Here is a 22,876-nt window from a genome sequence, read left to right on the forward strand (position 1 = left end):
CTTCACGTTGGCAAGCTCGACACCCGAGCCGTCAGCCTTCACCCGGATCTTGACGTTGTAGTCAACCACCCGCTTAACCGTCACAAGTATTTTCATGGCCAACCCTTTCCGGCAATTTTCGTTGTCTGCTGACGGTGGTTACATCCGCCCGCGCTTAGCTTCGGGATCATAGGGCGATTCCGCGATGACGCGGGCCTTGCGCCGCTCGCCGAGGATCGGGACTTCGAGCTCCCTCCCCGGAACGCCAAGCTCGACCGGCAGTAATGCGAAGGCGACGTCGTGGCCGAGCGTGTAGGCATAACCGCCCGAGGTGATGCGCCCGACCAGCTTGCCCTGGTGGTAGACGCCCTCATAAATCAGCGAGCTTGCGCCATCGGTGTCGATCGCGATGGTGAAGGAACGACGGGCAATGCCCTCTTCCTTTGCCTTTGCCAGAGCGTCGCGGCCGATGAACTCGCCCTTGTCGAGGCGCACGAAGCGATCGAGGCTGCTTTCCCAGGCGCTGAGTTCCGGGTTCATGTCGCGATACATCGCCCGGTAGGACTTTTCGAGACGCAGCGATTCCAGCGCCTGCAGTCCGATCAGCCTCAGGCCATGGGCCTTACCGGCGGCTAGCAGCGCATCGAGCAGGTGTCGCTGGTAGCAGAGCGGATGATAGAGTTCCCAGCCGAGTTCGCCCTCGTAGTTGACGCGCAGCAGGCGGACGTCGCTGGCGAGCCCCACCGTGCCCGATTGCACCCCGAACCATGGGAACGCCTCGTTGGAGAGATCGATCTCGGTCAGCGATTGCAGCACGTCGCGCGCCTTCGGGCCAACGATGGTGAAGCAGCCGCGATCGTTGGTGACATTGCGAAGCTGGACGCTGCCATCCCTAGGCAGAAGCTTCGACAGATCGTCGAAATTCCAGCGCTCGGCTCGCGGCGTCGAAATCAGGTAGAACGAGCCGTCTTTCAGCCGGGCGACGACATATTCCGCCTGGACACCACCCTTCGGGGTCAGATGATGGCTGAGGTTGACGCGGCCGGTCTTCGGCAAACGGTTGGCAAGGATGCCGTCAAGCCAGGCTTCGGCGCCGGGGCCACTCACTTCGAACTTCGTCATCGGCGTCATTTCGACGAGGCCGACGGCATTTCTGACGGCGTGAACCTCCTCGCCGACATATTTGCCCTTCTCGGTCCAGCGCCAGCTGTACTGATCCTTGGCTTCTACGCCCTCAGGAGCGAACCAGTTCGGCATTTCCCAGCCGTTGAGTACACTCCAGACGGCGCCCTTCTCGGTCAACCGATCATAGGAAGGTGCAGTCTTCTGCGGCCGGGCGGCCGGCATGTCCTGACCGGGATAGTGCTGTTCGGCATGGGTGCCCCAGGCTTCGCGCACCTTTTCGCGCGTCCAATTCTTGTTGGCGTAGTCGCCGAAGCGGCGCGGGTCGAGCTCGGAGGTATCGAGGCTGTTGCCGCCTTCGACGATACGCTCGGAGAGATAGTAACCGATCGCGCCACCCCAGAGGATGCCGCCGGGCACGCCTTCGGCGATCCAGACATTGTCGAGCCCCCAGGCCGGCCCCACCAGCGGCAGTTCGTCGGCAGTCATTTGGAAGGGACCGCGGACATTGGCCTTGATGCCGACGCGACCGAGCGCCGGCACGAGGTCCATTGCCCGCTCCCAGTTCCAGGCGACCGAATCGAAATCCTCTTCCAGCAGGTCGGCGCCGAACCATTCCGGCACGCCGTTTTCGGCAAACAGCTTCAGATGCTCTGTCTTCTCGTAGGGACCGAACATCAGGCCGTCGCCCTCCTCGCGCAGGTAGCCCTCGAACCCCTCGTCGCGCAGGATCGGCATCTCCGGCAGGCCCTGGCGCTTGCGCTCGATCACTTCAGGGACGGCATCGGTGATCCAGTATTGGTGGACGATCGGGATCGCTGGGATTTCGAGCCCGAGCATCGCGCCGGTCTGGCGCGCATAGTTGCCCGTCGCCGAAATGATATGTTCGCAGATGATCTCGCCCTGGTTGGTCTTGATCTTCCATTCGCCGCTCGGCATGCGCTCGAAGCCGCGCACCTCGGTGTTTAGATAGATCTTGGCGCCGCGATCGCGCGCGCCCTTGGCCATCGCCTGGGTGACGTCGGCCGGCGCGATGTGACCGTCATCAGGATGATAGAGCGCGCCGAGCATCTCCTTGTTGTTCTCAAGCAGCGGCCAGAGTTCGCAGGCTTCCGCCGGTGAGACGAGTTCGGCGCGAATGCCCTGAACCTCGGCAACGCTCATGTAGCTCTTGTACTCGTCGAAACGGTCGCGGGTATTGGCGATGCGCAACTGGCCGCATTTGTGCCAACCGACATGCTGGCCGGTTTCGGCTTCGAGGCCCTCGTAGATCTCGATGGTCTTGGCGATCATGCGGCCGATATTGATGCTGCGGGCATAGGACGGAATGAGGCCGGCGGCGTGCCAGGTCGAGCCGGCTGTCAGCTGCGTGCGTTCGAGCAGCGCGACATCGGTCCAGCCGCGCTTCGTCAGACCGTAGAGAATGGCTGCGCCGACGCAACCGCCACCGATGACCACGGCTCGAGCATGAGTTTGCATAAAGAGGTTCCCTTATGTGGAATTTTCAGCAACTTACAAACGGCGGGAGCGCTTGTAATCTTGCTAAAAACTATCCGGGGGCATAACCTCAGTTTATGCATAGACTCCGCTCGCTCGTCCCCTCCGCCAACTATCTCTTCGTCTTTGAGGCCGCCGCCCGGCGGCAGAGCTTTACCGGTGCTGCGGAAGAGCTGAATGTCAGCCAGCCGGCCGTCAGCAAGACGATCCGGCTCTTGGAAGAGGCGACCGGCCTGAAACTCTTCCGCCGCGAGCACGCCCGACTGGAGCTGACGGCCGAGGGCAAACGGCTCTACAAGGAAACCCAGGAAGCGTTCGACCATCTGCACATGGTGATCTCGTCGCTGAGGCAAAAGCACTCGCGTGATATCGTGCGCGTCTCGTTCTCCGCATCCTTCGTGCAATTGTGGCTTCTTCCCAGGCTGAAGGCCTTCAAGGCGCAGCATCCTGATATCGCCTTGCGCATTGCCGAAAGCAGCCGCGACGACCAGGACCTCTTGGAGGAGGATATCGATCTTTCTGCCCGGCTTGGCGTGGGCAAATGGCCGGGTATTCACGCCTGGCATTTCGTCACCGAGGAAGTCTGGCCGGTGTGCAGCCCCGCCTATCTGAGAGAGCATGGGCCGATCGAAACCCCAGCCGACCTGCTCAACCACACGCTGCTGCATTTCGAGGAGCGACATCGCTCACGCGTCGGTTGGCGGGAATATCTCGAGCGCAATGAAGTCTCGGCCGCCAAGCTGACGCAGGATTTCGTCTTCACCGATGCACTCAATTCGATCGAGGCAGCCGTGCACGGGCAAGGCGTCGCGCTCGGCTGGAAGCATCTGGTGCACGACCACCTGAAGGCGGGCAAGCTCGTCTGCCCGATCCGGGCGAGCTATCACTCTGGCCAGAGCATCCATATCGTCATGCCTTCCCAGCGCCCGCCGAAGCGGGGCACCGAGATCTTTCGCGACTGGCTGATGGAGCAGAATGCCGACGCCGACATTTTCGCCGACGAGGTTGGTTAGAACCGCTCGCCGACGAAGTGGGCGACCTGGGCTCCTGCCTCGTAATAGACTTCCTTCAGACGCCGCATCGGCGGATCGCTCGGGTCGCTGAGCGGCAGCGGCAGCTCCGCCTCGGTGATCTCGCCCAGGATGTGACGCGCCAGCACCCGGCCGAACACCGTTCCCGGCGCGATGCCACGACCGTTATAGCCGGAAAAGCCGACGACATTCGGCGCAAAGCGGTGGAACCGTGGCAATGCATTGGTGGTCATGCCGATCTGGCCGTACCATTCGCACTCGAAATCGACCTTGCCCAATTGCGGGAAAAGCCGGGCAAGCGAGCGGCGGGCCCAGGCCTTGTGGACGGCCGCACCGCCGTTGCGCAAGGCACCGACGCTGCCGAACACCAGCCTGCCCGCCTTGTCCATGCGGAAGGACGAAAGGATTTCCTTGGTGTCCCAAACGCCTTCGCGGTTGGGCAGAATACTCGAGAGCAAGTCGGGTGCGAGCGGCCGCGTCGCAAGATTGAAATAGGGCAGATACACCTGCTCGGTCCGCACCCGTTCCCATGGGCCGGTGCTATAGGCATCAGTCGCGACGATGATCCAGTCCGCCGTCACGGACGCCCTGTCGGTCACCACCTTCCAGCCACTGCCGATCCGCTCCGTCGAGACGACCCGGCTCGAAGTGTGCAGGACAACGCCGGCGCGCTGGGCCGCATGCGCCAGGCCGCGCACATAGGCGAGCGGCTGCAAGGTGCCCGCCCGTCTGTCGAGCAGGGCGCCGGCATAGGCGGTCGTGCCGATCCTTGCGGCGGTCTCGGCCGCATCGAGAAGTTCGACCGGCGCGCCGCGCTTTTGCCATTGCGACGCACGGTCCTTGATCTCCCTCAGGCCGGCATCGCCGACGGCACAGTGCAGCGTGCCGTTGCGTTCGAGTTCGCAGGCGATCGCGTGCTTGTCGATCAGGTCGATCACGACGCGCGGCCCGTTGCCGAGCAGATCCAGCAGCCGCTCTCCATGCACATCGCCGAGCTCGCCTGGTAGATCGTCAGGCATCACCCACATGCCGGCATTGATCAGACCGACATTTCGGCCCGCACCGCCAAAGCCGATCTCCGCCCCCTCGAGCAGGATGACGCTGCGGCCGGCTTCCGCCAGATGCAGGGCAGCCGAAATGCCGGTGAAGCCGCCGCCGACGACGACCACATCGGCGAATGCGTCAGCGGCAAGCGGGCCGGTGACCGGCGGCGGCGGGGCGGTCTTTTCCCAAAGCCCATGGGAGCGGGGATCATTCAGCATCGTTCAGGTCCTTCGTGCGGGGGTGTCGCTCGTCTTTTCCCGCAACTTCCATCAATCATGACAATGATAACGCCGCCATCACTGTGTAAAGACCACCGTCCTGTGGCCGTTGAGCATGACGCGGTTTTCCAGGTGCATCTTCACCGCCCGGGCGAGAACCCGGCTTTCGATATCGCGGCCGGTGGCGACAAAATCCTCGGCACTCATCGAATGGCTGACCCGCTCCGTCTCCTGCTCGATGATCGGGCCCTCGTCGAGGTCGGGCGTGACATAATGCGCGGTCGCCCCGATCAGCTTGACGCCGCGCGCATGGGCCTGGTGATAGGGCTTGGCGCCCTTGAAGGACGGCAGGAACGAATGGTGGATATTGATGATCCTGCCGTAGAGCCGGTTCGACAGGTTGTCCGTAAGGACCTGCATGTAGCGGGCGAGGATAACGAGGTCGGCCTCCGTCTCACGCGCCAGATCGATCAGCCGCTGCTCCTGTTCGGCCTTGTTGTCCTTCGTCACTTTCCAGTGGTGATAGGGGATACCTCCGAGCTCGGAGGTCCTTGCGCTGTCGTCATGATTGGAGACGATGGCGACCACCTCGGCATTCAGCCAGCCGACGCGGATCTGGTAGAGCAGATGCAGCATCGCATGATCGAACCTCGAGACCATCACGATGATCTTCGGCCGCCGTGTCGCGTCGGCAACCGTGGCCCTCATGCCGAAGCGATCGATCGCCGGTTTCAGCGCCCGCTCGACACCGTCTCGCGACATGCCCAACGGACCGGTAAAGGCAATGCGCATGAAGAAGCAGTTGGTCTCGACGTCGCGGAACTGATTGCTTTCGACGATGTTGCCGCCGATCGCCGCAAGCTCGGTCGTCACCGCGGCAACGATGCCGGGCTGGTCGTCGCAGGCGAGCGTCAGGACGAATGAGGCAGCGGTGCCTGTTGATGTCAGGTTTGCGGGCATCACGGTCATGCCTCTTTCCTTTCGTGATAACGGTGGCCGGAATGGCGCGCCGTTGCGGCTCAGCTCTTGGATTTCGACTGGCCAAAGACGTAGTCGGTGACCCTGGGCAGAAAGGTCTCGCTGTAATACCCGCGCGGCTTGTCGCCGACCGCGACGCCGGCATTGAGAATGCCGGCCTGGTAATCGTCGGCAAACAGCGAATAAGGGTAGACGGGTTCAACCGCACTTGCCGCCTGCAACTGCCGGCGCAACTCGACGGGAATCGAAAAATCCAGTGCAGCCAGATTGTCGTCGAGCTGCTCGATCCGGCTTGCGCCGATGATGGCAGCACCGACGCCGGGCTGCGTCACCACCCAGTTCAGGGCGATTTGCGCCATGCTGCGGCCGACCTCGCCGGCAACCGCTTCGAGCGCAGCGACAATGCGCCTATTGCGTTCGGTAAAGAGCCCGAGCCCGCTGCCGGAGGCGTCGAGCGAAAGCCGCCCTGCGGCCTGCTGGCCGGCCCGGTATTTGCCGGAGAGCAAGCCCATGGCGAGTGGACTCCAGGCGGTGATGCCGAGGCCAAGCGTCTGGGCGAGCGGCACGAATTCGTTCTCGATGCTGCGTTCGGCCAGCGAATACGGTAGCTGCAGGCAGATCGGCGGCGTCAGCGCATGCGCCTCCGCCCAGGTCTGGGCGCGTGCCGCATACCAGCCCGGCACGTCGGAAAGCCCGGCGTAGCGGATCTTGCCCGCGCGCACGAGATCGTCGAATGTCCGCATGACCTCTTCGGCCGGTGTGATCCGATCCCAGGTGTGCAGCAGATAGAGGTCGATGTAGTCCGTTTTCAGCCGCCGCAGCGAGGCGTCGACGGCGCGCATCAGGTTCTTGCGGCCGTTGCCGCCGGCATTCGGATTGCCGGGCTCTAGGCTGTTGGAAAACTTGGTGGAAATCACCACCCGGTCGCGAATGCCGGCCTCGGCGACGAACTTGCCGATCAGTTCCTCGCTGACACCAGCCGCGTAAGAATCGGCCGTGTCGATGAAGTTGCCGCCGATCTCGAGGTAACGGTTGAAGATCGCGCGCGCGGCATCCTCGTCCGATCCCCACGAACCGCCGATACCCCGAATGCCGCCATCGCCGAAGGTCATCGTTCCGAGCGCGAGCCGGCTGACCCGCAAGCCCGAGCGCCCGAGAAGGTAATAGTGGTCCATGGACATCAGTGGTTCCTGGTTTATCGCACGTCTTTGCCGCTGGCTGCGATCACATGTGGCCGTGATGGCTCCGGCGGGCGACGCTTTGCTGGACGTGGTTAATCATGGTTATGAAGTCGAAGACCGGTCGACCGGTCGCCGTCTGCACCGCATGAGCATAGGGCGGCAGATCGCTGCATTCGAGCAGAATGGAGCGAACATCCGGGTTATCCTCGACGAGTTTGCGGGCAACCTCGGTCACTTCCCGCTCGATCTGAGCGCTGTCGAGCGTGCCTTTCTCCTCAAGAATGGCTTCGCGGAATTCCGTCTGCCCTTCCATGCCCGCAACCGCAAGAGGGATATGCCCTGGCACGTTGCTCGCCTCGAAGTGGCGCGGCGTCAGTCGGCTAGCATTGGCCGTGATGATGCCGACGCTGCCGCCGGCCGCCGCATGCATGAACGGGATCTGCATCAGGCTCGACAGAAACACCGGAATATCGACCGCGGCTGCGACCTCTTCCTGGAAATAGGCCATGAAACCGCAGGCGCCGGTGATCGCCTTGACGCCGCGGTTCTGCAATTCGACGGCCGCTTCGATGAAGACGTCGCGAAGTGCGGGATCGCGCTGGTTGAGCAGCCGGTCGATCGAGGCGCCGCGCACCTCCTGGAAGCGGACCGGAAAGTCATAGGTGGTGGCGTTGCCGACATTGCCGGGCACGCAGGGGTACGCAGCATCGAGGATGAGGATGCCGATCTGCTCCCCGTACCACGACTGCGTCTTCCGCGTGACTGTGTAGACAGTCATCGTCTTGTCTCCGATATCAAATTGTTCGCTAATCGGCATCCCTGCCGGGAGGGGGGACGGGAGCCTAGCGGCTCCCGCAACCTGTTGCGGCTGGCAACTATATTACTGGACCAGGCGCGGCGCGCCGGTCTCGGCCGCCGTACCGTCAAGGCCGTAGGATTTCAGGATGCCGACGATGGTGCCATCCGCATGCATCGCCTCGATCCCGGCATCCAGCGCGACACCCAGTTCCTTGGCGTTGAAGGAATAAGGGAACGCGGCCTGTGCGGCTTCCTTGGTCGCCCTCACCCGGTCGTCGGAGGCAGCGACCTTGACCTTGACGTCCTTGAGCGCACCGTTCTTTTCAGCGACGACGCCGGTCGAATAGCCGTCCACCGCCACGTCGATGCGGCCGGAGAACAGGTCCTGCTGCATGTTGACCGAATTCGGATAGAGCCTCAGCTTGGAACCGAGCATGGTCTTCAGGTCGGTGACCCAGAGATAGCCCTGCACTGTGCCGACCTGTTTGTCTTCAAGGTCGCCGACATCCGCGAAGCCGTTCTTGGAATAGATTGCCATCTGATCGGTGTAGAGCGGCGCCGAGAGGTTCATGACCTTGGCGCGCTCGGCCGTGCGGTACCAGTCGCCGGTGGCGATATCGGCCTGACCCGAAAGCACGTACTGGATGGCGGCGGCCGGATCGACGGCGACCGCCTTCACCTTCAGGCATTCGCGCTTGGCAAATTCCGCAGCGATATCGCCGTCGATGCCCTTCATGTTGCCGCTGTCGTCCAGGTAGGAATGCGGCACATAGGTTGTGACGGCAACCGTGAGCGTACCCTCTTCGATGGTGGCGAAGGTGTGTTTCGGGGTGCAATCCTGCGCAAGCGCCACCTGGCTCGATACGAGGAGGCCGGCGATGCCGGTCAGCAGAAGGCGGGTTTTGGTCGCAAATGTGGTCATGCCTGAATGCCCTTTCGTGGTGTTGGTTCAGCGTTGCGCGTAGGAGCCGGCGCGCTTTTCGACATGACTGACGAGGAGAGCGGCGGGGATGGAGATCGAGGCGTAGAGAACGCCGGCGGCTAGCAGCGCCGGGAAATAACGGAAGGTGTTCGAGCCGATTTCATAGGCGCGGCTGACGAGTTCCGGCAGCGCGATGGTGAAGCACAGCGACGTGCCCTGGAAGATCAGGATCGAGAAGGCGAGCAGCGCCGGAAGCGCGACGCGCAAGCCCTGCGGCAGCAGGACGTAGCGCAAGGCATCCAGTCGATTGAGACCAATTGCGACGGCCGCCTCGCGCTGGCCATGCGGGATCGACTGCAGGCTGGCGCGAATGATCTCGCTGGTATAGGCGCCGGTGTTCCAGGCAAGCGCGATGACGGCCGCGGTGAAGGACCCGAGCGTCAGGCCCGATGTCGGCAGGCCGAAATAGATGAACTGCAGCAGCACCAGCGCCGGCGCGCCGCGGCCGACCTCGACCAGGAACAGAGCCAGTATCTTTGTCAACCGGCTCTTGGCGAGCACGCCAAGTGCAAGCAGCAGCCCGAACGGAATGCCGATCAAGAGGCTGAGCACCGTGACCTGCAGGCTGATCGACAGACCCGACAGGAGATCGGGGAGCCAGGCGGAGAGTTCTTCGTAGCTCGGCAACATCAGCGGGCCACCTTTGCTTGCAGATAGCTGTCGGCGACGCGCGACAGCCAGGCGACCGGCAGGCTCAAAAGGATGTAGAACATGCCGACCAGAGCGAAGACTTCGAGACCGCGGAATGTCAGTTGCGACAGCTGGTTGCCCTGGAAGGCAAGTTCGCTGACGCCAATGGTCGAAGCCACGGCCGTCTCTTTCATCAGGCCGATCAGGTAGCTCGCCGCCGAAGGCAGAGCGACGCGGAAGGCCTGCGGGGCGACGACGTCGGTCAGCGTGGACCAGCGGCCAAGGTTCAGCGCCGACGACGCCTCCCATTGGCCGAAGTGTATCGAGGCCAGCGCGCCGCGGTAGATTTCCGCCATGTTGGCAGCCGCGATCAAGCCGAGCCCGGCCAGCGCCGCGTTGAACGGGCTGATCGGGAAGACGCTCATTCCCAGGCCGAAGAAGATGATGAACAGCCAGAGGATCGGCGGAATGCCGCGCACGATCTGGATGAGCACCATCGCCACGATCCGCAGCGGCAGGATGCGGCTCTGCCTGGCCGCCACCAGCGGCATCCCAAGCACGGCGCCGGCCAAGAACGCGCCGAGCGTCAGGGCGACCGTCCAGGGGAGCCCGCGCAATATGGCGAAGACGTCGGCCGTGCTCATCGGTCGTGCACCGCCCGAAGGAAGCGCTTGGTGCGCTCCTGCTGCGGATTGCGCATGACGTCTGCCGACGGCCCCTTCTCGATGATCTTGCCATCGGCCATGATCATCACCGTGTCGGAAACATTCTCGGCAAAGCTCATTTCGTGAGTGACGACGATCATCGTCATGCCGGTTTCTGCCAGTTCCCTCATGACAGCGAGGACTTCGAGGCCGAGTTCGGGATCGAGCGCAGAGGTCGGCTCGTCGAAGAGCATGACTTCAGGGTCGAGCGCGAGCGCTCTCGCAATGGCGATGCGCTGCTGCTGGCCGCCGGAACAGCGGCCGGGATACTGCTCAGCCTTGTCGGCCAGGCCGACACGCTTCAGCAATTGCATCGATCGTTCGTCGGCGTTTCTGCGGCTGCGTCCGAGAACGCGCTCCTGCGCCAGGCTGACATTTCGCAACACCGTCATGTGCGGAAAGAGGTTGAAGGACTGGAAGACCATGCCGACGCTGCGGCGCAAGGTCGAAAGCTCCGATCGCCCGGCGGGTGCGGCCGCGTTGAGCGAGATGTCGCCGATAGTGACATGGCCGCCATCCGGTGGCTCGAGATAGTTGATGCAGCGCAGCAGCGTGCTCTTGCCGGAGCCGCTCGGGCCGATGATCGCCAGCACCTCTCCCGGCATCACCTCAAGGTCGATGCCATCGAGCACCGTGTGATTGCCGTAGTGTTTGCTCAACTTGTCGAGCTTGATAAGCGGCTTTCGCGCCCGGCCTTTTGCGGAAGGCATCCCTTTGGCGGCCAGAGCATCGTCCTTGGTCATTGTCAGTTTGCCACTCCCCAAGTGCAAGACAGCGCCATCCATGACGATTTCGCTCCATTGCGGGCACGGATCGACCCTGCGCCGGGCAAGCCGCGTCCTGTTCGCTGAATGTATTTGATGTTTGCCGTGCGCCACGGGGCGAACGACAGTCGTTCCCGTTCTTTTCTTGTGGATCACCATAACGATTCGACGTCTGGTCGGCAGACGACAAAAATTGCAGAGCAGCATAACCTGAGGTTATGCCGTTGGTGGGATCGTTTCACTGTCGTGCTGGGAAACCGATCGAACGTGAGAGCTGCCAGGCGCTTGCATGATGCGCAAAGCCATTGGAACGCCCTGCCGGTTCAACCAAAAATGGTTAATGCTGACGACCGGCGCTGTTGGCAAGATAACACTATTTTAGCCATGACCGATGAGTAGAGCCATCAGTCGCTAGATATCGCTATGCTTATCGAGTCGCACGAAAATTGCCTGCATTATCCGCAAGTGATAGAAAGAGTTACAGAATTGCAACCGAACAGAGAAGATCCTTGTGCTTGACACTCGGTTCGGCCCACGGAGCTTCAGCGTCCGGTCGCACCATAAGCGAGCAGCATTGACCGCGACACGTTTCGCGATAGCTTTGCTGAGGATCGACTGAAATAGAGCACGACCGTGTATTTCGAGCACCGGCGTCTCGAACATATCGATGGTCGCAGGCGGTTCAGTCAAAACCGCGACGGAAAGGGAAAGGCTAGAATGTCAGGCACTGACGCGACGTTGTCTGCTGCATCTTCCGTGGACGATACCGTCCTTGGCAATACCGACGAGGTCATCTCGCTTTATAATGAGGCTCTTCATCTCGTCGGGGCCTCGGTCGCACTTCAGCGAAGCTACGAGGCGGCTGAACTGGTCGATGCAACGCTCTGGCACGTCTACCCCGAATTGTTGGAACCGGCCTCGAAGGCAATGGCCGAGTCGGTTCTTGCCAATGGCGTTCCACGCAGCATCGAAATCATCGATGGGTCCAATCGATCACGGCGGACACTGCTCGTCTTTCGCGCCGGACAAGGCATCGGCGTCATCGAGACGGACGGGGCATCGGTCCGGCGGGAAGCCGCGAGCCAGGGCGAGAACGAGCGCGCGCTGCTGCTTCACCAGGCGACGCACGATGCCCTGACTGGCTTGCCCAACCGGCGTCAGTTCAGCGATGATCTGCGAAGCGTGTTGCCGGCGGTTCATGAAAAGAAGCCGGCGTTGATGCAGATCGACCTCGACGACTTCAAGCCGATCAACGATACGCTCGGACACGGTGCCGGCGATGCGGTGCTGAGGATGGCAGCCGAACGCATCCGCGGCGTGCTGCGCGAGGGCGAGGTCGCATACCGGCTTGCCGGAGACGAATTCGCGATCATTCAGCGCGACGCCGATCAGCCCGCGGAAGCCGAGCGACTGGCTAATGCTGTGGTCAACGCCTTCAAGGAGCCTTTCACCATCGACGGGATTTCGGCTTTCGTCGGTGCAAGTATTGGCATTGCGATCGCGCCCCCCGACGGCAACGAGGGCGAGCAACTGATGAAGGCCGCGGATATCGCCCTTTATGCGGCCAAGAAAGAAGGCCGCGGCCGCGCCAAAACCTTCAGCCGTTCAATGTTGATCGTGCTGGAACAACGGGAAATGCTGCGCCGGAGCCTACGCACCGCGCTTCAGGAAAACCAGTTCTCCATCGAGTATCAGCCTCTGGTGAAGCCGCCTTTCACCATAGTCGGTTTCGAGGCGCTGGTGCGGTGGCGTCATCCTTTGGTGGGCATCATTCCGCCCAATGTCTTCGTGCCGATGGCCGAAGCCGATGGGCTGATGAGCGATATCGGCCAGTGGGTGCTTGAGCAGGCCTGCCGCGAAGCGACCAAATGGCCGTCGCATTTTACTGTAGCCGTCAACCTGTCTCCGGCGCAGTTCCTGCACGACGGCTTCACCGATCGCGTGTCGCAGACGCTGGATATGGTCGGATTGCGGGCGGACCGGCTCGAACTCGAAGTCACTGAATCGGTTCTTCTTGAGAAGACGACCAACAATCTCGACACGCTCAATACGCTGAACGTCCTCGGCATTCAGATCTCGCTCGACGATTTCGGCACCTACTATTCGTCGCTGAGCTATCTCAAGAACTTCCCGTTCGACACGATCAAGATCGACCGCTATTTCATCAAGGATCTGGAGAACGACGAGAAGAGTCAGGTGATCGTGCGCTCGATAATCGCGCTCGCGCACGGGCTGGGAATGTCAGTGACCGCGGAAGGCGTCGAAACGCGGGCGCAGGCCCTATGGCTGGACCACGAAGGCTGCGATCGATTGCAGGGCTATTTCCTTGGTGTTCCAATGCCGCCCAATACAATCGACAGTTACTTGCGCCAATCGTCGACGATGGAAATATCATAAGACAGCGGGGGGCTACGCTGTCGAGTCGGCCACCGGCGCAAGGGCCGCCTGACCGCTCTCACCGGTTTGTGTGCCTAATAATTCAGCCTGGAAAGTGCCTGTGGGCCGTAGCAAAGTTCCGCAGATGGAGGACAAAGCAAGCATGAACGTCGGTAACAGTGTTCCAGCTGAAGCAGTTTTCGAGCCCTTGCTCCAGTTCGAAATGGAGATGGGTACATTTCTTTCAGAGTGGCAGCATTGCGACCATCTCTCTACCTATCTGGCCCGCATGATCAGCCACAACAGGGCTGATCCGGTACGGCATTCGAACTTCTTTTCGTCGGCGCTCAACGAACTGCTCGAAGTTTCCTTCCGCGGCGGCTCGTCCAGCGGTCAAATCGGCCTCGCGATCTATCGAAACGGGCCGACGGAACGGGTTCAGATCACGTTTCCCTGCCCGCCCGGACAGATTCCGTTCTACCACGAGGCCGTGTCGAAGATCGATCGCAGCGATGCACATTCCCGTTATCTCGATGCCATCTCGACCGACATGGCGCCCAGCCGCGAATCCATCCTTCTTGATCTTGCCATCAATTTCGACGCAAGCATCCGCATCGAGGAAAACACGTCGCCTGCAGTGACACTGATCGTAGACCTCCCGCTGGAAGGGCTGGTGAGTTGAGCGTCGCAGGCCCTTCCCCCAACTTCAAGGTAGCGTTCGACGCCAACAGCCAGGTGTTTTCGCTCGCCGGCGTCATCCGGCCGCGATCGATCGACGAGATCGCCGATAGCATCGCAATGCTCAAGCAGGCGATCGACGACGTGCGCGGCATGCTCTACATCGACGTGAAACGCCTGATCCAGATGAACAACACCGCCTTCCACGCCTTCGTGCGGGTTGCCCTCGATGCGTGCCGCGCACGCGCCGACTTGCGCATGGTGATCGTAACGTCGAGCGTCGTCGGCTGGACCACGCGCATGTTCGGGCATCTGAGCGCGATCGAGCCGCATATCACGGTGGAAGTGTACGATTCGACATTCTATCCCGGTCAAAGTTTCGTCGAGGATACGAGCTTCATTCCCATCCTCCGCGCGCAGACGAAAATGACCTGGCGCCACGAGCGCACCATCCTGCCGCGCCACGGCATGCGGCCGGGCATCGCGATGGCCGACATCTGCTGCGGCATCGGCGATTTCGCCGTGCTCGCGCAGAAGGAGTTTCAGCCGGCGCGGATCGTCGCCCTCGACCACTCGAAGCCGAGCCTCGCCTATGCCCGCAAGGTGGCGGCGGAGTTCGGCGTGGCGGGTATCGAATATACCTACGGCGACGCGTCGGAGATGCTACTCGAGGACAACCAGTTCGACTTCGTGACCTGCCGGCATTCGCTGCAGATCTTCAATCAGCCGGAGCTGCTTCTCAAGGAGTTCTATCGGATCGTGAAGCCGGGCGGCCGCGTCTACATCACCAACGAGAAGAACTCGCACTGCCTCGGCGAGCCACGGGCGCAAAGCATCCAATGGACCTACAATGAGCTCGCGAGGCTTTTGAGCCATTTCGAGATGGATGTGGAACTAGGGCCAAAGAGCCGCCGCTATCTCGCCGACGCGGGCTTCGACGACATCCTGGTCGAATCCTTCATGGTCACCAATCTGGACGGTGACCCACAGGATTTCGCCGACGTCATCGCCGGCTGGGAGAAGATGTTTGCGGCAATGGCGGCGAGACACGGCGAAGCACCCGAATTCATCGACCGTTTTCGCCAGGGCTTCCGGGATCACATCTTCGCGGCACTGCATCCGAAGGGCTATGCAGGCTGGCCGATCTGGGCAGCGTCCGGGCGCAAACCACTATGAGCGAAAGCAATGTCCAACGTTCCCGGTTCGGTTTGAGATCCTTTCGCGCCAAGTTCGTGCTGGTCGTCGGCAGCGCCGTGCTCTTCGACCTCCTGGTAACAGGCGGCCTGGCGCTCTGGAACGTTCAAAGATTGTCGCGCGACGCGACGACGGAGGTCGGGCAGGGCCTGCAAAAGGCAAACGAAGATTACATGCTCACCTACGCGGAATCGACGGCCGCGCGGGTTGATCTTCTGCTCGGCCAGGTTCACGCCGACGTCGCCACGCTCGCGGGCGTGCTCCAGGCGCAGATCGACCGCCCCGTGCGCCGCTCCGACGTCGGAGAGGCACTGGCGCGGCACGCACCGGAATCCGTTACCGTGGCTTACGATCCCAAAGGTGGGTGGGCGCAGAACCTTCCGGGACCGCTCTCGAGCGTCAGCGTTTGGAGCTATCTCCTTGGCCCCGACCACCAGCCGCTACCCGAGGTGCAGACCGATATCGAGAACAGCGCCGTTCTCGATCTGGTTGCTCCGGCCCTGCTTGCGCACGGCCGCTCCAAACTGCAGATGTACTACGTCGGACCAAAGGAGCGGCCGATCTTGCGGATGGCGCCCTATGCCGATCAGGCGCAGACGTTCGACCGTCTCTACCCCGGTCACAATGAGGCCAACTTCTGGAACTTCTTCTTCCCGGGCCTCTACGAGTCCTGGGAGGGATGGGCGAAGGATCCGAGCCTCAGGCCCGTTGCAGCCGATACCACGCAAACGGCGCCTTATACGGATGCCGCCACGGGGAAACTGATCGTCAGTTTCTTCCAGCCGCTCTGGACGCGCGACCGAAAGGCCGTGGCAGGTGCTGCCGGCGCCGACATCACGCTCGACCAATTGGCCGAGGTCGTGCAGAACGTCAAGGTCGCCGAAAGCGGTTTTGGCTTCCTGGCGATGTCCGACGGCAACGTGCTCGCCATCAACCCTGCCGGCGAAAAGACGATCGGGCTGCAGACCTCAAGCGATACCGGCACACAAGGTGTGACCGGTGCCGACCGCTCGCTGCGCAAGAGTGCTCAGCAGGCCATTGCGCAGCTACCGCTCGGGCAGGACGGCGTGATCCAGCGCGTCATGCTCGACGAGGCCGGCGAGAAAGTGCCTTATCTCGTTCTCCTGAAGCAGCTGCTGCCGGAGAATTTCTGGATGTCCGGCCCGGTGCGCATGGAGACGATGTCGCTCGGCATCGTGGTTCCCGAGCGGGAAATCTATGCGTCGCTGTTTGCCGCCCAGACAGGTATTTCGCAGGCGACCAACCGCATTCTCGTCTATCAGATCCTGGCGCTGCTTGCGTCCTTGCTCTTCGTGACGGCGGCGGTGTTCGGCATCTCCAAGCGCGTGACCGCCGGCATCAGTGCGCTTGCCGGCGCCGCCAAACGCATCCAGGCGAAGGACTACTCGGTCCGGGTGCCGATCTCGACGCGCGACGAAGTCGGCGAGGCCGGCACGGCCTTCAACCGGATGGCCGAAGAGATCAGCTTCCACACCGAGAACCTCGAGCATCTCGTCGAAGAGCGCACGAAGCAGATCGAGGAGGCCAATCAGCAGATCTCCGCCCTGAATACGCAGTTGCGCAGTGAGAACCTGCGCCTGGGCGCCGAGTTGGCGGTCGCCCGGCAAATCCAGATGATGGTGCTGCCGAAAGCTGGCGAGCTTGACGAGATCGCAGAACTCGACATTGCCGCCTATATGCGCCCCGCCGACGAAGTGGGTGGCGACTATTACGATGTCCTGCGCGATGGCGCACGGTTGAAGATCGGCATCGGCGACGTGACCGGCCACGGCCTTGAAAGCGGCGTATTGATGCTGATGGTCCAGTCTGTCGCCCGTGCCTTGCAGGAAGCCGGCGACATGGATCCCAATCAGTTCCTGAACCGCCTGAACCGGGCGATCTACAAGAACATCGTGCGCACCAACACCGACAAGCATCTTTCCCTCGCATTCCTCGATTATGATGGTGCCCGCCTGACGCTTTCCGGGCAGCATGAGGAGCTGATCGTCGTTCGCAACAGCGAAGAGGTGGAGCGCATCGATACGCTGGATCTGGGCCTGCCGATCGGTCTGGAGTCGGATATCTCGCGTTTCGTCGCCACGCGCGAGGTCGCATTTGCCCGCGGCGACATGATCATCCTGCACACAGATGGTGTGACCGAGGCAGAAAACGCGGCAGGCGAATTGTTCGGCATCGAGCGGCTTTGCGACAGTGCGCGGCAATTCTACGGACGCAGCGCCGAAGATGCGAAATCAGGTATCATCGACGACTTGATGGCGCATATCGGCAAGCAGAAAATACACGACGACATTACCCTCGTGGTCATGAGACACAGGTGAGCAGATGACGACTTTGTACGGACCGGCGGACCTGACCAGGGGTTCCAACGAAAGCGTGACGAGACTGCGCCTCTATGACGGCCAGCTCAATCTAAGCTGGAAACATTGCGCCATCGCCTCGGATTTCGTCGCCGAGCTGATCGCCATGCGCTACCGCACCTCACGTAACGCCTACAAGGAAGTTCGCCACAATATCGGCTATCTGACAAACGAGCTGGTCGAAAACGCGATCAAGTTCCGTGCCACAGGCGGCATAATGGTCGAGGCCTCGATCGACGACAGCAACTTTCGCGCCAAGGTGTCGAACTTCGTCGATGGTGAGACTGCAGCCCGCTTCCAGGATCTGCTTTCCGAGATCACGACGGGTGATCCGGGCGAACTTCTGATCGAACGCATCGAAGCCAACGCAATCGGCACCGGCAAGAGTGGATCTGGTCTTGGTCTATTAACACTAATGAGCGATTATGGCGTCCGTTTCGCTTGGGTTTTTGGACCCAACGGCGACGGCGGCGGCATCGCGCTCGAGACCTATGCCTCGATCCCCGTCCCCGATATCTCGAACTGACAAGCAGGTGAACATGGAAATCAAGGACGAGGACTACCGCATTTGGTCCGAGGGCAATGACATACACTTCGAGGGAACCATGCGGCTTCCCGGTACGGAGGCCTATGCCCCGATCTTCTCCCTTGCCATGGGCGTGCTTGAGGCCGAGCCTGAGCGCATGACGATCGACCTGACCGAGTTGCAGTTCCTGAACTCGTCGGGGATCAATCTGCTCGCAAAACTGACGATCGAGGCTCGCAACCGTCCGAACGTGCAATTGACCGTGCGCGGAACCTCCGAGATTCCGTGGCAGTCGAAGTCCCTACCCAATCTGAAGAAGCTCCATCCCGGCATCGACCTCAGGCTGAACTGAGCCGAGATTTTCCAGCCTGTCTCTTGCACAGGCTGCCTGCGGTCAGCCGGGCACATGCCCGGCTTGACCTACTGCATGTTTCCTTAAATCCCATTCGATTTATGGATAAAAACACGCAGCAAATGTAGGCGACAATGCCTTTTCTGCCGAAACCGGCCTCTCCCTTCACACATTTTCTTCGGCGTCGGCAAACCGGAGCCGACGGAAAGGGTGGACCGACAAGAATGTCCTGTTTGTCCGGGACGTCGAATGGAGATCGCGACGACGCTTGTCGGCGGACGGATCACACGATTTCGATTTTACTCCGATCCAGGCTGCCCCTAGGCTTCATCCGGTTCAAACAGCACCGGGAGGAAACGCCATGAAACGCAGGCTCGTACTTGTCGCGGCCGCTCTGGCCTGTTCAATCGTCGGGGCCTACGCCCAGGATACGACGATGAGTTTCTTCGTCACTAGTGCAAATCCGGGCAAGGGCGGCAATCTTGGCGGTCTCGCCGGTGCCGATGCCTATTGCAACACGCTGGCCACGACGAGCGGCTCGACCGGCAAGACCTGGAAGGCCTATCTTTCCGCCGACGCGGAAAATGCCAAGGACCGTATCGGCGCCGGGCCCTGGTACAATGCCAAGAGCGAAAAGATCGCCGACGATGTCGCCTCCTTGCATAGCGACAAGAACAACCTGACGAAGCAAACCGCGCTCAACGAGAAGGGCGAGGTCATCAACGGCCGCGGCGACACGCCGAACCGGCATGACATTCTGACCGGCTCGAAGGCGGACGGCACCGCCGCGCCGGAGACCTGCGGCAACTGGACCTTGGGCGGGACCGACGGCGCGGCCATTGTCGGCCACAGCGACCGAACCGGCCTCAACGATAGCGCAGAAGCCAAGTCCTGGAACGCCTCGCATGCGACCCGCGGTGGCTGCACCCAGGAGGCCTTCAAGGGAACGGGCGGCGACGGCCTCTTTTACTGCTTCGCTGCAAACTGACCGCGGCAGCCCACAAGCCGTGTCGTTTGCCGGACGACATCTTCTATTGCAGATGGCGGCACGGGCTTACCGCGCCGGCGAAAGCGGTCTGCCGACGGCCAAGATATCGGGCGCCTGCCTACCTTTGCCGCGAAGCGGCACTGCCTCGCTACAGCGCCGCGCGTCTTATGAGACGCGCAACGGTCGCTGTAGCACTTTGAATGGCCGCATGTTTCTATCCTTAAATCGAATAGGATTTATGGAAACATGCAGTAGTTAGCCAGCCCTATTCAAACACCGGCTCGAGGCCGATCCCGATCGTTCACGCTCACGCGCCGATCGTCGCCGCCAAGCATCTGCATGAGCGCAAGCTCGCTGCGAACGCCTCGCTGGTAGATCTGAATGAGTGACGCCCCAAGCGTATCCGCCTCTTCACTATCCGGCGCCAGTTCATTGCTGGAACAGGCGTGTCGAAACACGCGCTGGAGCATTTTCAGTTGATCTTCATCGATTGCCAGGTCGAGGAAATACCGATCCATCTGACTCTGATCCTCCAATATCAAAGCAGGTTGAGATGACCTTTCAGATATTGGAATCGATCGCGAAATTTTCCAGAGGCCGGAGCGTCTCGCAGGCGGCAGGAGGCCTCGAAATTGTTATTCCGGAGTGCGTCTGAACTGGCAGAGAGGTGCTTGGCGACCGCACCGCATTCCAACAGACCTGATGCGGAGCGCCCCACAGGGGCGTGCACGATCGTCATTTCTGGTTGACACAATCATTGTGTCGATCAGTCAGGCGCCATCCGACAGCTGCGCCACGACGATCTCTGCCGGGAGCGATTGCACCGCTCGTCGGAGATGTGCACAGTCGTCTCATGCTGCCCGACACCGATATCCATCTCCGCCTTCTTGAAGCCCGTATCGATACCCTCTACCGCATCGACGACAATGGCAGGCTTCGTTCGACCAACGAATGGGACGCCCGCCCACCGCCGCGATTTCACCTCATGCGAACGCGTCAGGGAGCCATCTATCGCTGCCGTGCCGATCTTCCGGATGGGCTTGTCGATGACCTCGGACAATTGTGCCGCGAGGAAAAGTCCGAAACGGCATTCGACCGCTTGCCTGCCCTGCATGACCGGTATCTCGATCTGTTGAAACGGCACGATCCGGTCGAAAAGATCTGGTCCGGCCCAGCTTACGCGGCCGTTGACGTTGGTTCCCCGATCACAGAACCGGTGCGCATTACGGAGGCCGATGCCGAACTGCTTCGTGCACATTTTCAGGATTGGCTGCCTGATGTGCCGCACAGGCAACCGTTTTTCGCGAAGGTTGTGGATGGCAAGGCCGTGTCGCTCTGCTGCAGCGTTCGCATATCAGACACCGTGCATTGCGCCGGTGTCGAAACGCATCCGGATTTTCGCGGTAATGGCTATGCGCTCGACGTCGTGGCGGGATGAGCACGGGAGGTCCGCGGGCGCGCTCCAACGCCGTTCTACAGTACCGCATGGAGCAACGCCGCATCTCAACGGATCGCTGCGCGTCTCGGGTTTCAGCTGGTTGCTGTCGACTTTCACGTGACATGAGCGGAAGTCTCGTGGCGGCCAACTTGCAAACAGTTTCGAATCCGACCGGATCTCGATTTCATGGTCGATACGTTATGAGAACGATTGCGGCTGGTGCGAGACCAGCATAGGCCTTCCCGCCGGGCGCGATGGTCGGTCCTTGCGTCGCTATGGACGCGGAGAAGTTCATGACCGAGGTAAAGTGTTTCAAAGACTGCATTGATTGCGACAAATGCATCGACATCCACTCGTCGGACGAGGCATATAGGGCGTTGGCGCCAACCGGTAGAGTGGCCCGCCCTTCTATCACCGCGATCCGCATTTAAAGCCGTGGATCGGCGAAACCGTGATCAGCTCTGAATCGCCCCTATGATGTCGTATTCCACTACAATCGAGCGCTCCCCTTCCTTCTCGTCGGTTATCCGAATCCTTGTTCGCAACACAGGCCGGCGCTGATCAGATGACGACGATCCCCTCCGGCACGGACGCTTCCGACGCATCCGCCAGCTTCAATTCCCGCATCGTCGCACTCGTCGTCGCCATCGCCTTCTTCATGCAGATGCTCGACGGGACGATCGTCATTACCTCGTTGCCGCAGATGGCGGCTTCCTTCGGCGTGCAGCCCGTCGCCATGAGCATCGGCATCACCGTCTATATGCTGACGATGGCGGCCTTCATTCCGCTCTCCGGCTGGCTCGGCGATCGCTTCGGGGCGCGCAACGTCTTCCTCGTCGCGATCGCCATTTTTACCCTCGCGTCGCTCTTTTGTGGATTGTCGGGAAGCCTCGGCCAGTTCATCGCTGCACGCGCGGTGCAGGGCATCGGCGGCGCGTTGATGACGCCGGTCGGCCGGATCATCGTGTTGAAGAACGCCCGCAAGTCGGAGCTTGTCAGCGCGATCGCGCTCATCACCTGGCCGGCACTGATTGCCCCGGTCGTGGGCCCGCTTCTCGGCAGCGTCATCACCACCTGGTTCAGCTGGCACTGGAATTTTCTGATCAACATCCCGATCGGACTGATCGGCCTGGCGCTGGTGCTTCGTTTCGTTCCGGATCAGCGCGAGGAAGCGATACGCCGCCTCGACGTCAAGGGCTTCGTGTTGTCGTCGACCAGCCTCACTCTGGTGTTGGCCGGGCTCGAAGCCTTCGTCCACGGCACGGCCAACGCGTTGGCGATCGTCCTGTTGCTGGCAACGGGTGCTGCCATCGGGGTCATGGCGACACGGCACTTCAAGGCGATCGCCAATCCGCTGCTTAATCTCTCCGCCTTGAAGGTTCAGACCTTTGCGATGTCGACGCTGTCGGCCGGCACCGCCTGCCGGGTCGCGATCAATGCGACGCCCTTTCTGATTCCGCTACTCTTCCAGGTCGGGTTCGGCCTCGCCCCGATCCAGACCGGCATCTATGTGCTCGCCTACTTCGCCGGAAATCTCGCGATGAAAACGGCGACCACGCCGTTGCTGCGCCGCTTCGGCTTCCGCACCATACTCGTCGGCAATGGCCTGCTCGCCTCACTGGCGATCGGCGCCTGCGCGATGCTTTCAACGGATACGCCACAACTGCTGACGCTTCTGCTGCTGTTTGCTGCCGGGCTCTTCCGCTCAATGCAGTTTACCGCGCTCAATACCCTTGGCTTTGCCGATATCAACGCGAGCCAGCGCAGCTCGGCGTCAACCCTGTCGAGCATGCTCCAGCAGGTGGCCATGCTTCTGGGCGTTGCGGTTGCCGCCGCCGTTCTCAATCTGTCGCAAGCCCTTCGCGGCGGCGAAACGGCAGCCGTTGCGGACTTCCGCTGGGCGTTTCTGGTGGTTGCGTCGATCGGCATTGTCTCGAGCTTGCGTTTTCTGGGCCTGCCTCGGGAGGCGGGCGCCGAAGTTTCCGGGCATGCAGCCCGGCCTCGCACGACATAGGCAT

General features: G+C 61.4%; 20 protein-coding genes. 10 read left to right on the forward strand and 10 right to left on the reverse strand.

Features of this window, described 5'->3' with window-relative positions; genetic code table 11:
• Nucleotides 1–138: 138 nt before the first annotated feature.
• Nucleotides 139–2,580 carry an FAD-dependent oxidoreductase gene (locus ASD03_RS17525; RefSeq protein ID WP_057214516.1) on the reverse strand — a complete coding sequence of 814 codons (2,442 nt, stop codon included), beginning with the start codon at nt 2,578–2,580 and terminating at the stop codon, nt 139–141.
• 95 nt (nt 2,581–2,675) lie between these two features.
• Here ASD03_RS17525 and ASD03_RS17530 point away from each other — a divergent pair, with 95 nt between their 5' ends.
• Entirely contained in the window at nt 2,676–3,611 is a 936-nt protein-coding gene (locus ASD03_RS17530; protein ID WP_025428317.1) for a LysR substrate-binding domain-containing protein, read from the forward strand.
• Here the strand turns inward: ASD03_RS17530 and ASD03_RS17535 are convergent.
• The 8 genes from ASD03_RS17535 to ASD03_RS17570 all read right to left on the reverse strand — a co-directional run bounded on the left by ASD03_RS17535 (nt 3,608) and on the right by ASD03_RS17570 (nt 10,874).
• A complete protein-coding gene (locus ASD03_RS17535) occupies nt 3,608–4,891 on the reverse strand; it encodes an FAD-binding oxidoreductase (RefSeq protein WP_025428316.1) in 1,284 nt (427 codons plus the stop codon). The two genes, ASD03_RS17530 and ASD03_RS17535, sit on opposite strands and share 4 nt — an antisense overlap.
• Nucleotides 4,892–4,969: 78 nt before the next feature.
• Complete coding sequence (gene purU, locus ASD03_RS17540) at nt 4,970–5,860, reverse strand: formyltetrahydrofolate deformylase (RefSeq protein ID WP_025428315.1); 891 nt, start codon at nt 5,858–5,860, stop codon at nt 4,970–4,972.
• A 50-nt stretch (nt 5,861–5,910) separates the two neighbouring features.
• The gene (locus tag ASD03_RS17545; protein WP_057214518.1) at nt 5,911–7,050 is read right to left on the reverse strand and encodes an aldo/keto reductase; all 1,140 of its coding nucleotides are present in this window, start codon (nt 7,048–7,050) and stop codon (nt 5,911–5,913) included.
• Between the two features lie 43 nt (nt 7,051–7,093).
• Nucleotides 7,094–7,828, reverse strand: a complete 735-nt coding sequence (locus tag ASD03_RS17550; protein ID WP_057214663.1) for an aspartate/glutamate racemase family protein — start codon at nt 7,826–7,828, stop codon at nt 7,094–7,096.
• A 102-nt stretch (nt 7,829–7,930) separates the two neighbouring features.
• The gene (locus ASD03_RS17555) at nt 7,931–8,770 is read right to left on the reverse strand and encodes a transporter substrate-binding domain-containing protein (RefSeq protein ID WP_057207345.1); all 840 of its coding nucleotides are present in this window, start codon (nt 8,768–8,770) and stop codon (nt 7,931–7,933) included.
• Between the two features lie 27 nt (nt 8,771–8,797).
• Complete coding sequence (locus ASD03_RS17560) at nt 8,798–9,460, reverse strand: amino acid ABC transporter permease (protein ID WP_025428311.1); 663 nt, start codon at nt 9,458–9,460, stop codon at nt 8,798–8,800.
• Entirely contained in the window at nt 9,460–10,104 is a 645-nt protein-coding gene (locus ASD03_RS17565; protein ID WP_025428310.1) for an amino acid ABC transporter permease, read from the reverse strand. The genes ASD03_RS17560 and ASD03_RS17565 overlap by 1 nt, the downstream gene beginning before the upstream one ends.
• Nucleotides 10,101–10,874, reverse strand: a complete 774-nt coding sequence (locus tag ASD03_RS17570) for an amino acid ABC transporter ATP-binding protein (RefSeq protein ID WP_057214666.1) — start codon at nt 10,872–10,874, stop codon at nt 10,101–10,103. Before ASD03_RS17570 ends, ASD03_RS17565 begins: the two co-directional genes overlap by 4 nt.
• 771 nt (nt 10,875–11,645) lie before the next feature.
• Here ASD03_RS17570 and ASD03_RS17575 point away from each other — a divergent pair.
• The 7 genes from ASD03_RS17575 to ASD03_RS17605 all read left to right on the forward strand — a co-directional run bounded on the left by ASD03_RS17575 (nt 11,646) and on the right by ASD03_RS17605 (nt 19,420).
• Nucleotides 11,646–13,325, forward strand: a complete 1,680-nt coding sequence (locus tag ASD03_RS17575; RefSeq protein ID WP_057214520.1) for an EAL domain-containing protein — start codon at nt 11,646–11,648, stop codon at nt 13,323–13,325.
• A 142-nt stretch (nt 13,326–13,467) separates the two neighbouring features.
• Nucleotides 13,468–13,986: a hypothetical protein gene (locus ASD03_RS17580; RefSeq protein ID WP_057214670.1), complete on the forward strand. Its 519-nt coding sequence runs from the start codon at nt 13,468–13,470 to the stop codon at nt 13,984–13,986.
• Nucleotides 13,983–15,158, forward strand: a complete 1,176-nt coding sequence (locus tag ASD03_RS17585) for a class I SAM-dependent methyltransferase (protein WP_057214523.1) — start codon at nt 13,983–13,985, stop codon at nt 15,156–15,158. Before ASD03_RS17580 ends, ASD03_RS17585 begins: the two co-directional genes overlap by 4 nt.
• Entirely contained in the window at nt 15,155–17,515 is a 2,361-nt protein-coding gene (locus ASD03_RS17590) for a SpoIIE family protein phosphatase (protein ID WP_057214525.1), read from the forward strand. The genes ASD03_RS17585 and ASD03_RS17590 overlap by 4 nt, the downstream gene beginning before the upstream one ends.
• A 4-nt stretch (nt 17,516–17,519) precedes the next feature.
• Nucleotides 17,520–18,080 carry a hypothetical protein gene (locus ASD03_RS17595; protein ID WP_057214528.1) on the forward strand — a complete coding sequence of 187 codons (561 nt, stop codon included), beginning with the start codon at nt 17,520–17,522 and terminating at the stop codon, nt 18,078–18,080.
• A 13-nt stretch (nt 18,081–18,093) separates the two neighbouring features.
• Complete coding sequence (locus ASD03_RS17600) at nt 18,094–18,432, forward strand: hypothetical protein (RefSeq protein ID WP_057214531.1); 339 nt, start codon at nt 18,094–18,096, stop codon at nt 18,430–18,432.
• Between the two features lie 361 nt (nt 18,433–18,793).
• Nucleotides 18,794–19,420 (forward strand): DUF1554 domain-containing protein, encoded by a 627-nt coding sequence (locus ASD03_RS17605; RefSeq protein WP_057214534.1) that lies wholly within the window; start codon nt 18,794–18,796, stop codon nt 19,418–19,420.
• A 269-nt stretch (nt 19,421–19,689) separates the two neighbouring features.
• On the opposite strand, the gene ASD03_RS17610 is transcribed toward ASD03_RS17605, so the two are convergent.
• Entirely contained in the window at nt 19,690–19,938 is a 249-nt protein-coding gene (locus ASD03_RS17610) for a hypothetical protein (protein ID WP_057214537.1), read from the reverse strand.
• 320 nt (nt 19,939–20,258) lie between these two features.
• Here ASD03_RS17610 and ASD03_RS17615 point away from each other — a divergent pair, with 320 nt between their 5' ends.
• Together ASD03_RS17615 and ASD03_RS17620 are read left to right on the forward strand one after the other, a co-directional pair.
• A complete protein-coding gene (locus tag ASD03_RS17615) occupies nt 20,259–20,858 on the forward strand; it encodes a GNAT family N-acetyltransferase (RefSeq protein ID WP_156407978.1) in 600 nt (199 codons plus the stop codon).
• Between the two features lie 565 nt (nt 20,859–21,423).
• Nucleotides 21,424–22,872, forward strand: coding sequence for an MFS transporter (locus ASD03_RS17620; protein ID WP_057214673.1), 1,449 nt, complete (start codon nt 21,424–21,426; stop codon nt 22,870–22,872).
• The last annotated feature ends 4 nt before the right edge of the window (nt 22,873–22,876 follow it).

It is taken from the genome of Ensifer sp. Root127 (genome assembly GCF_001425225.1).
Classification (GTDB): Bacteria; Pseudomonadota; Alphaproteobacteria; order Rhizobiales; family Rhizobiaceae; genus Ensifer; species Ensifer canadensis.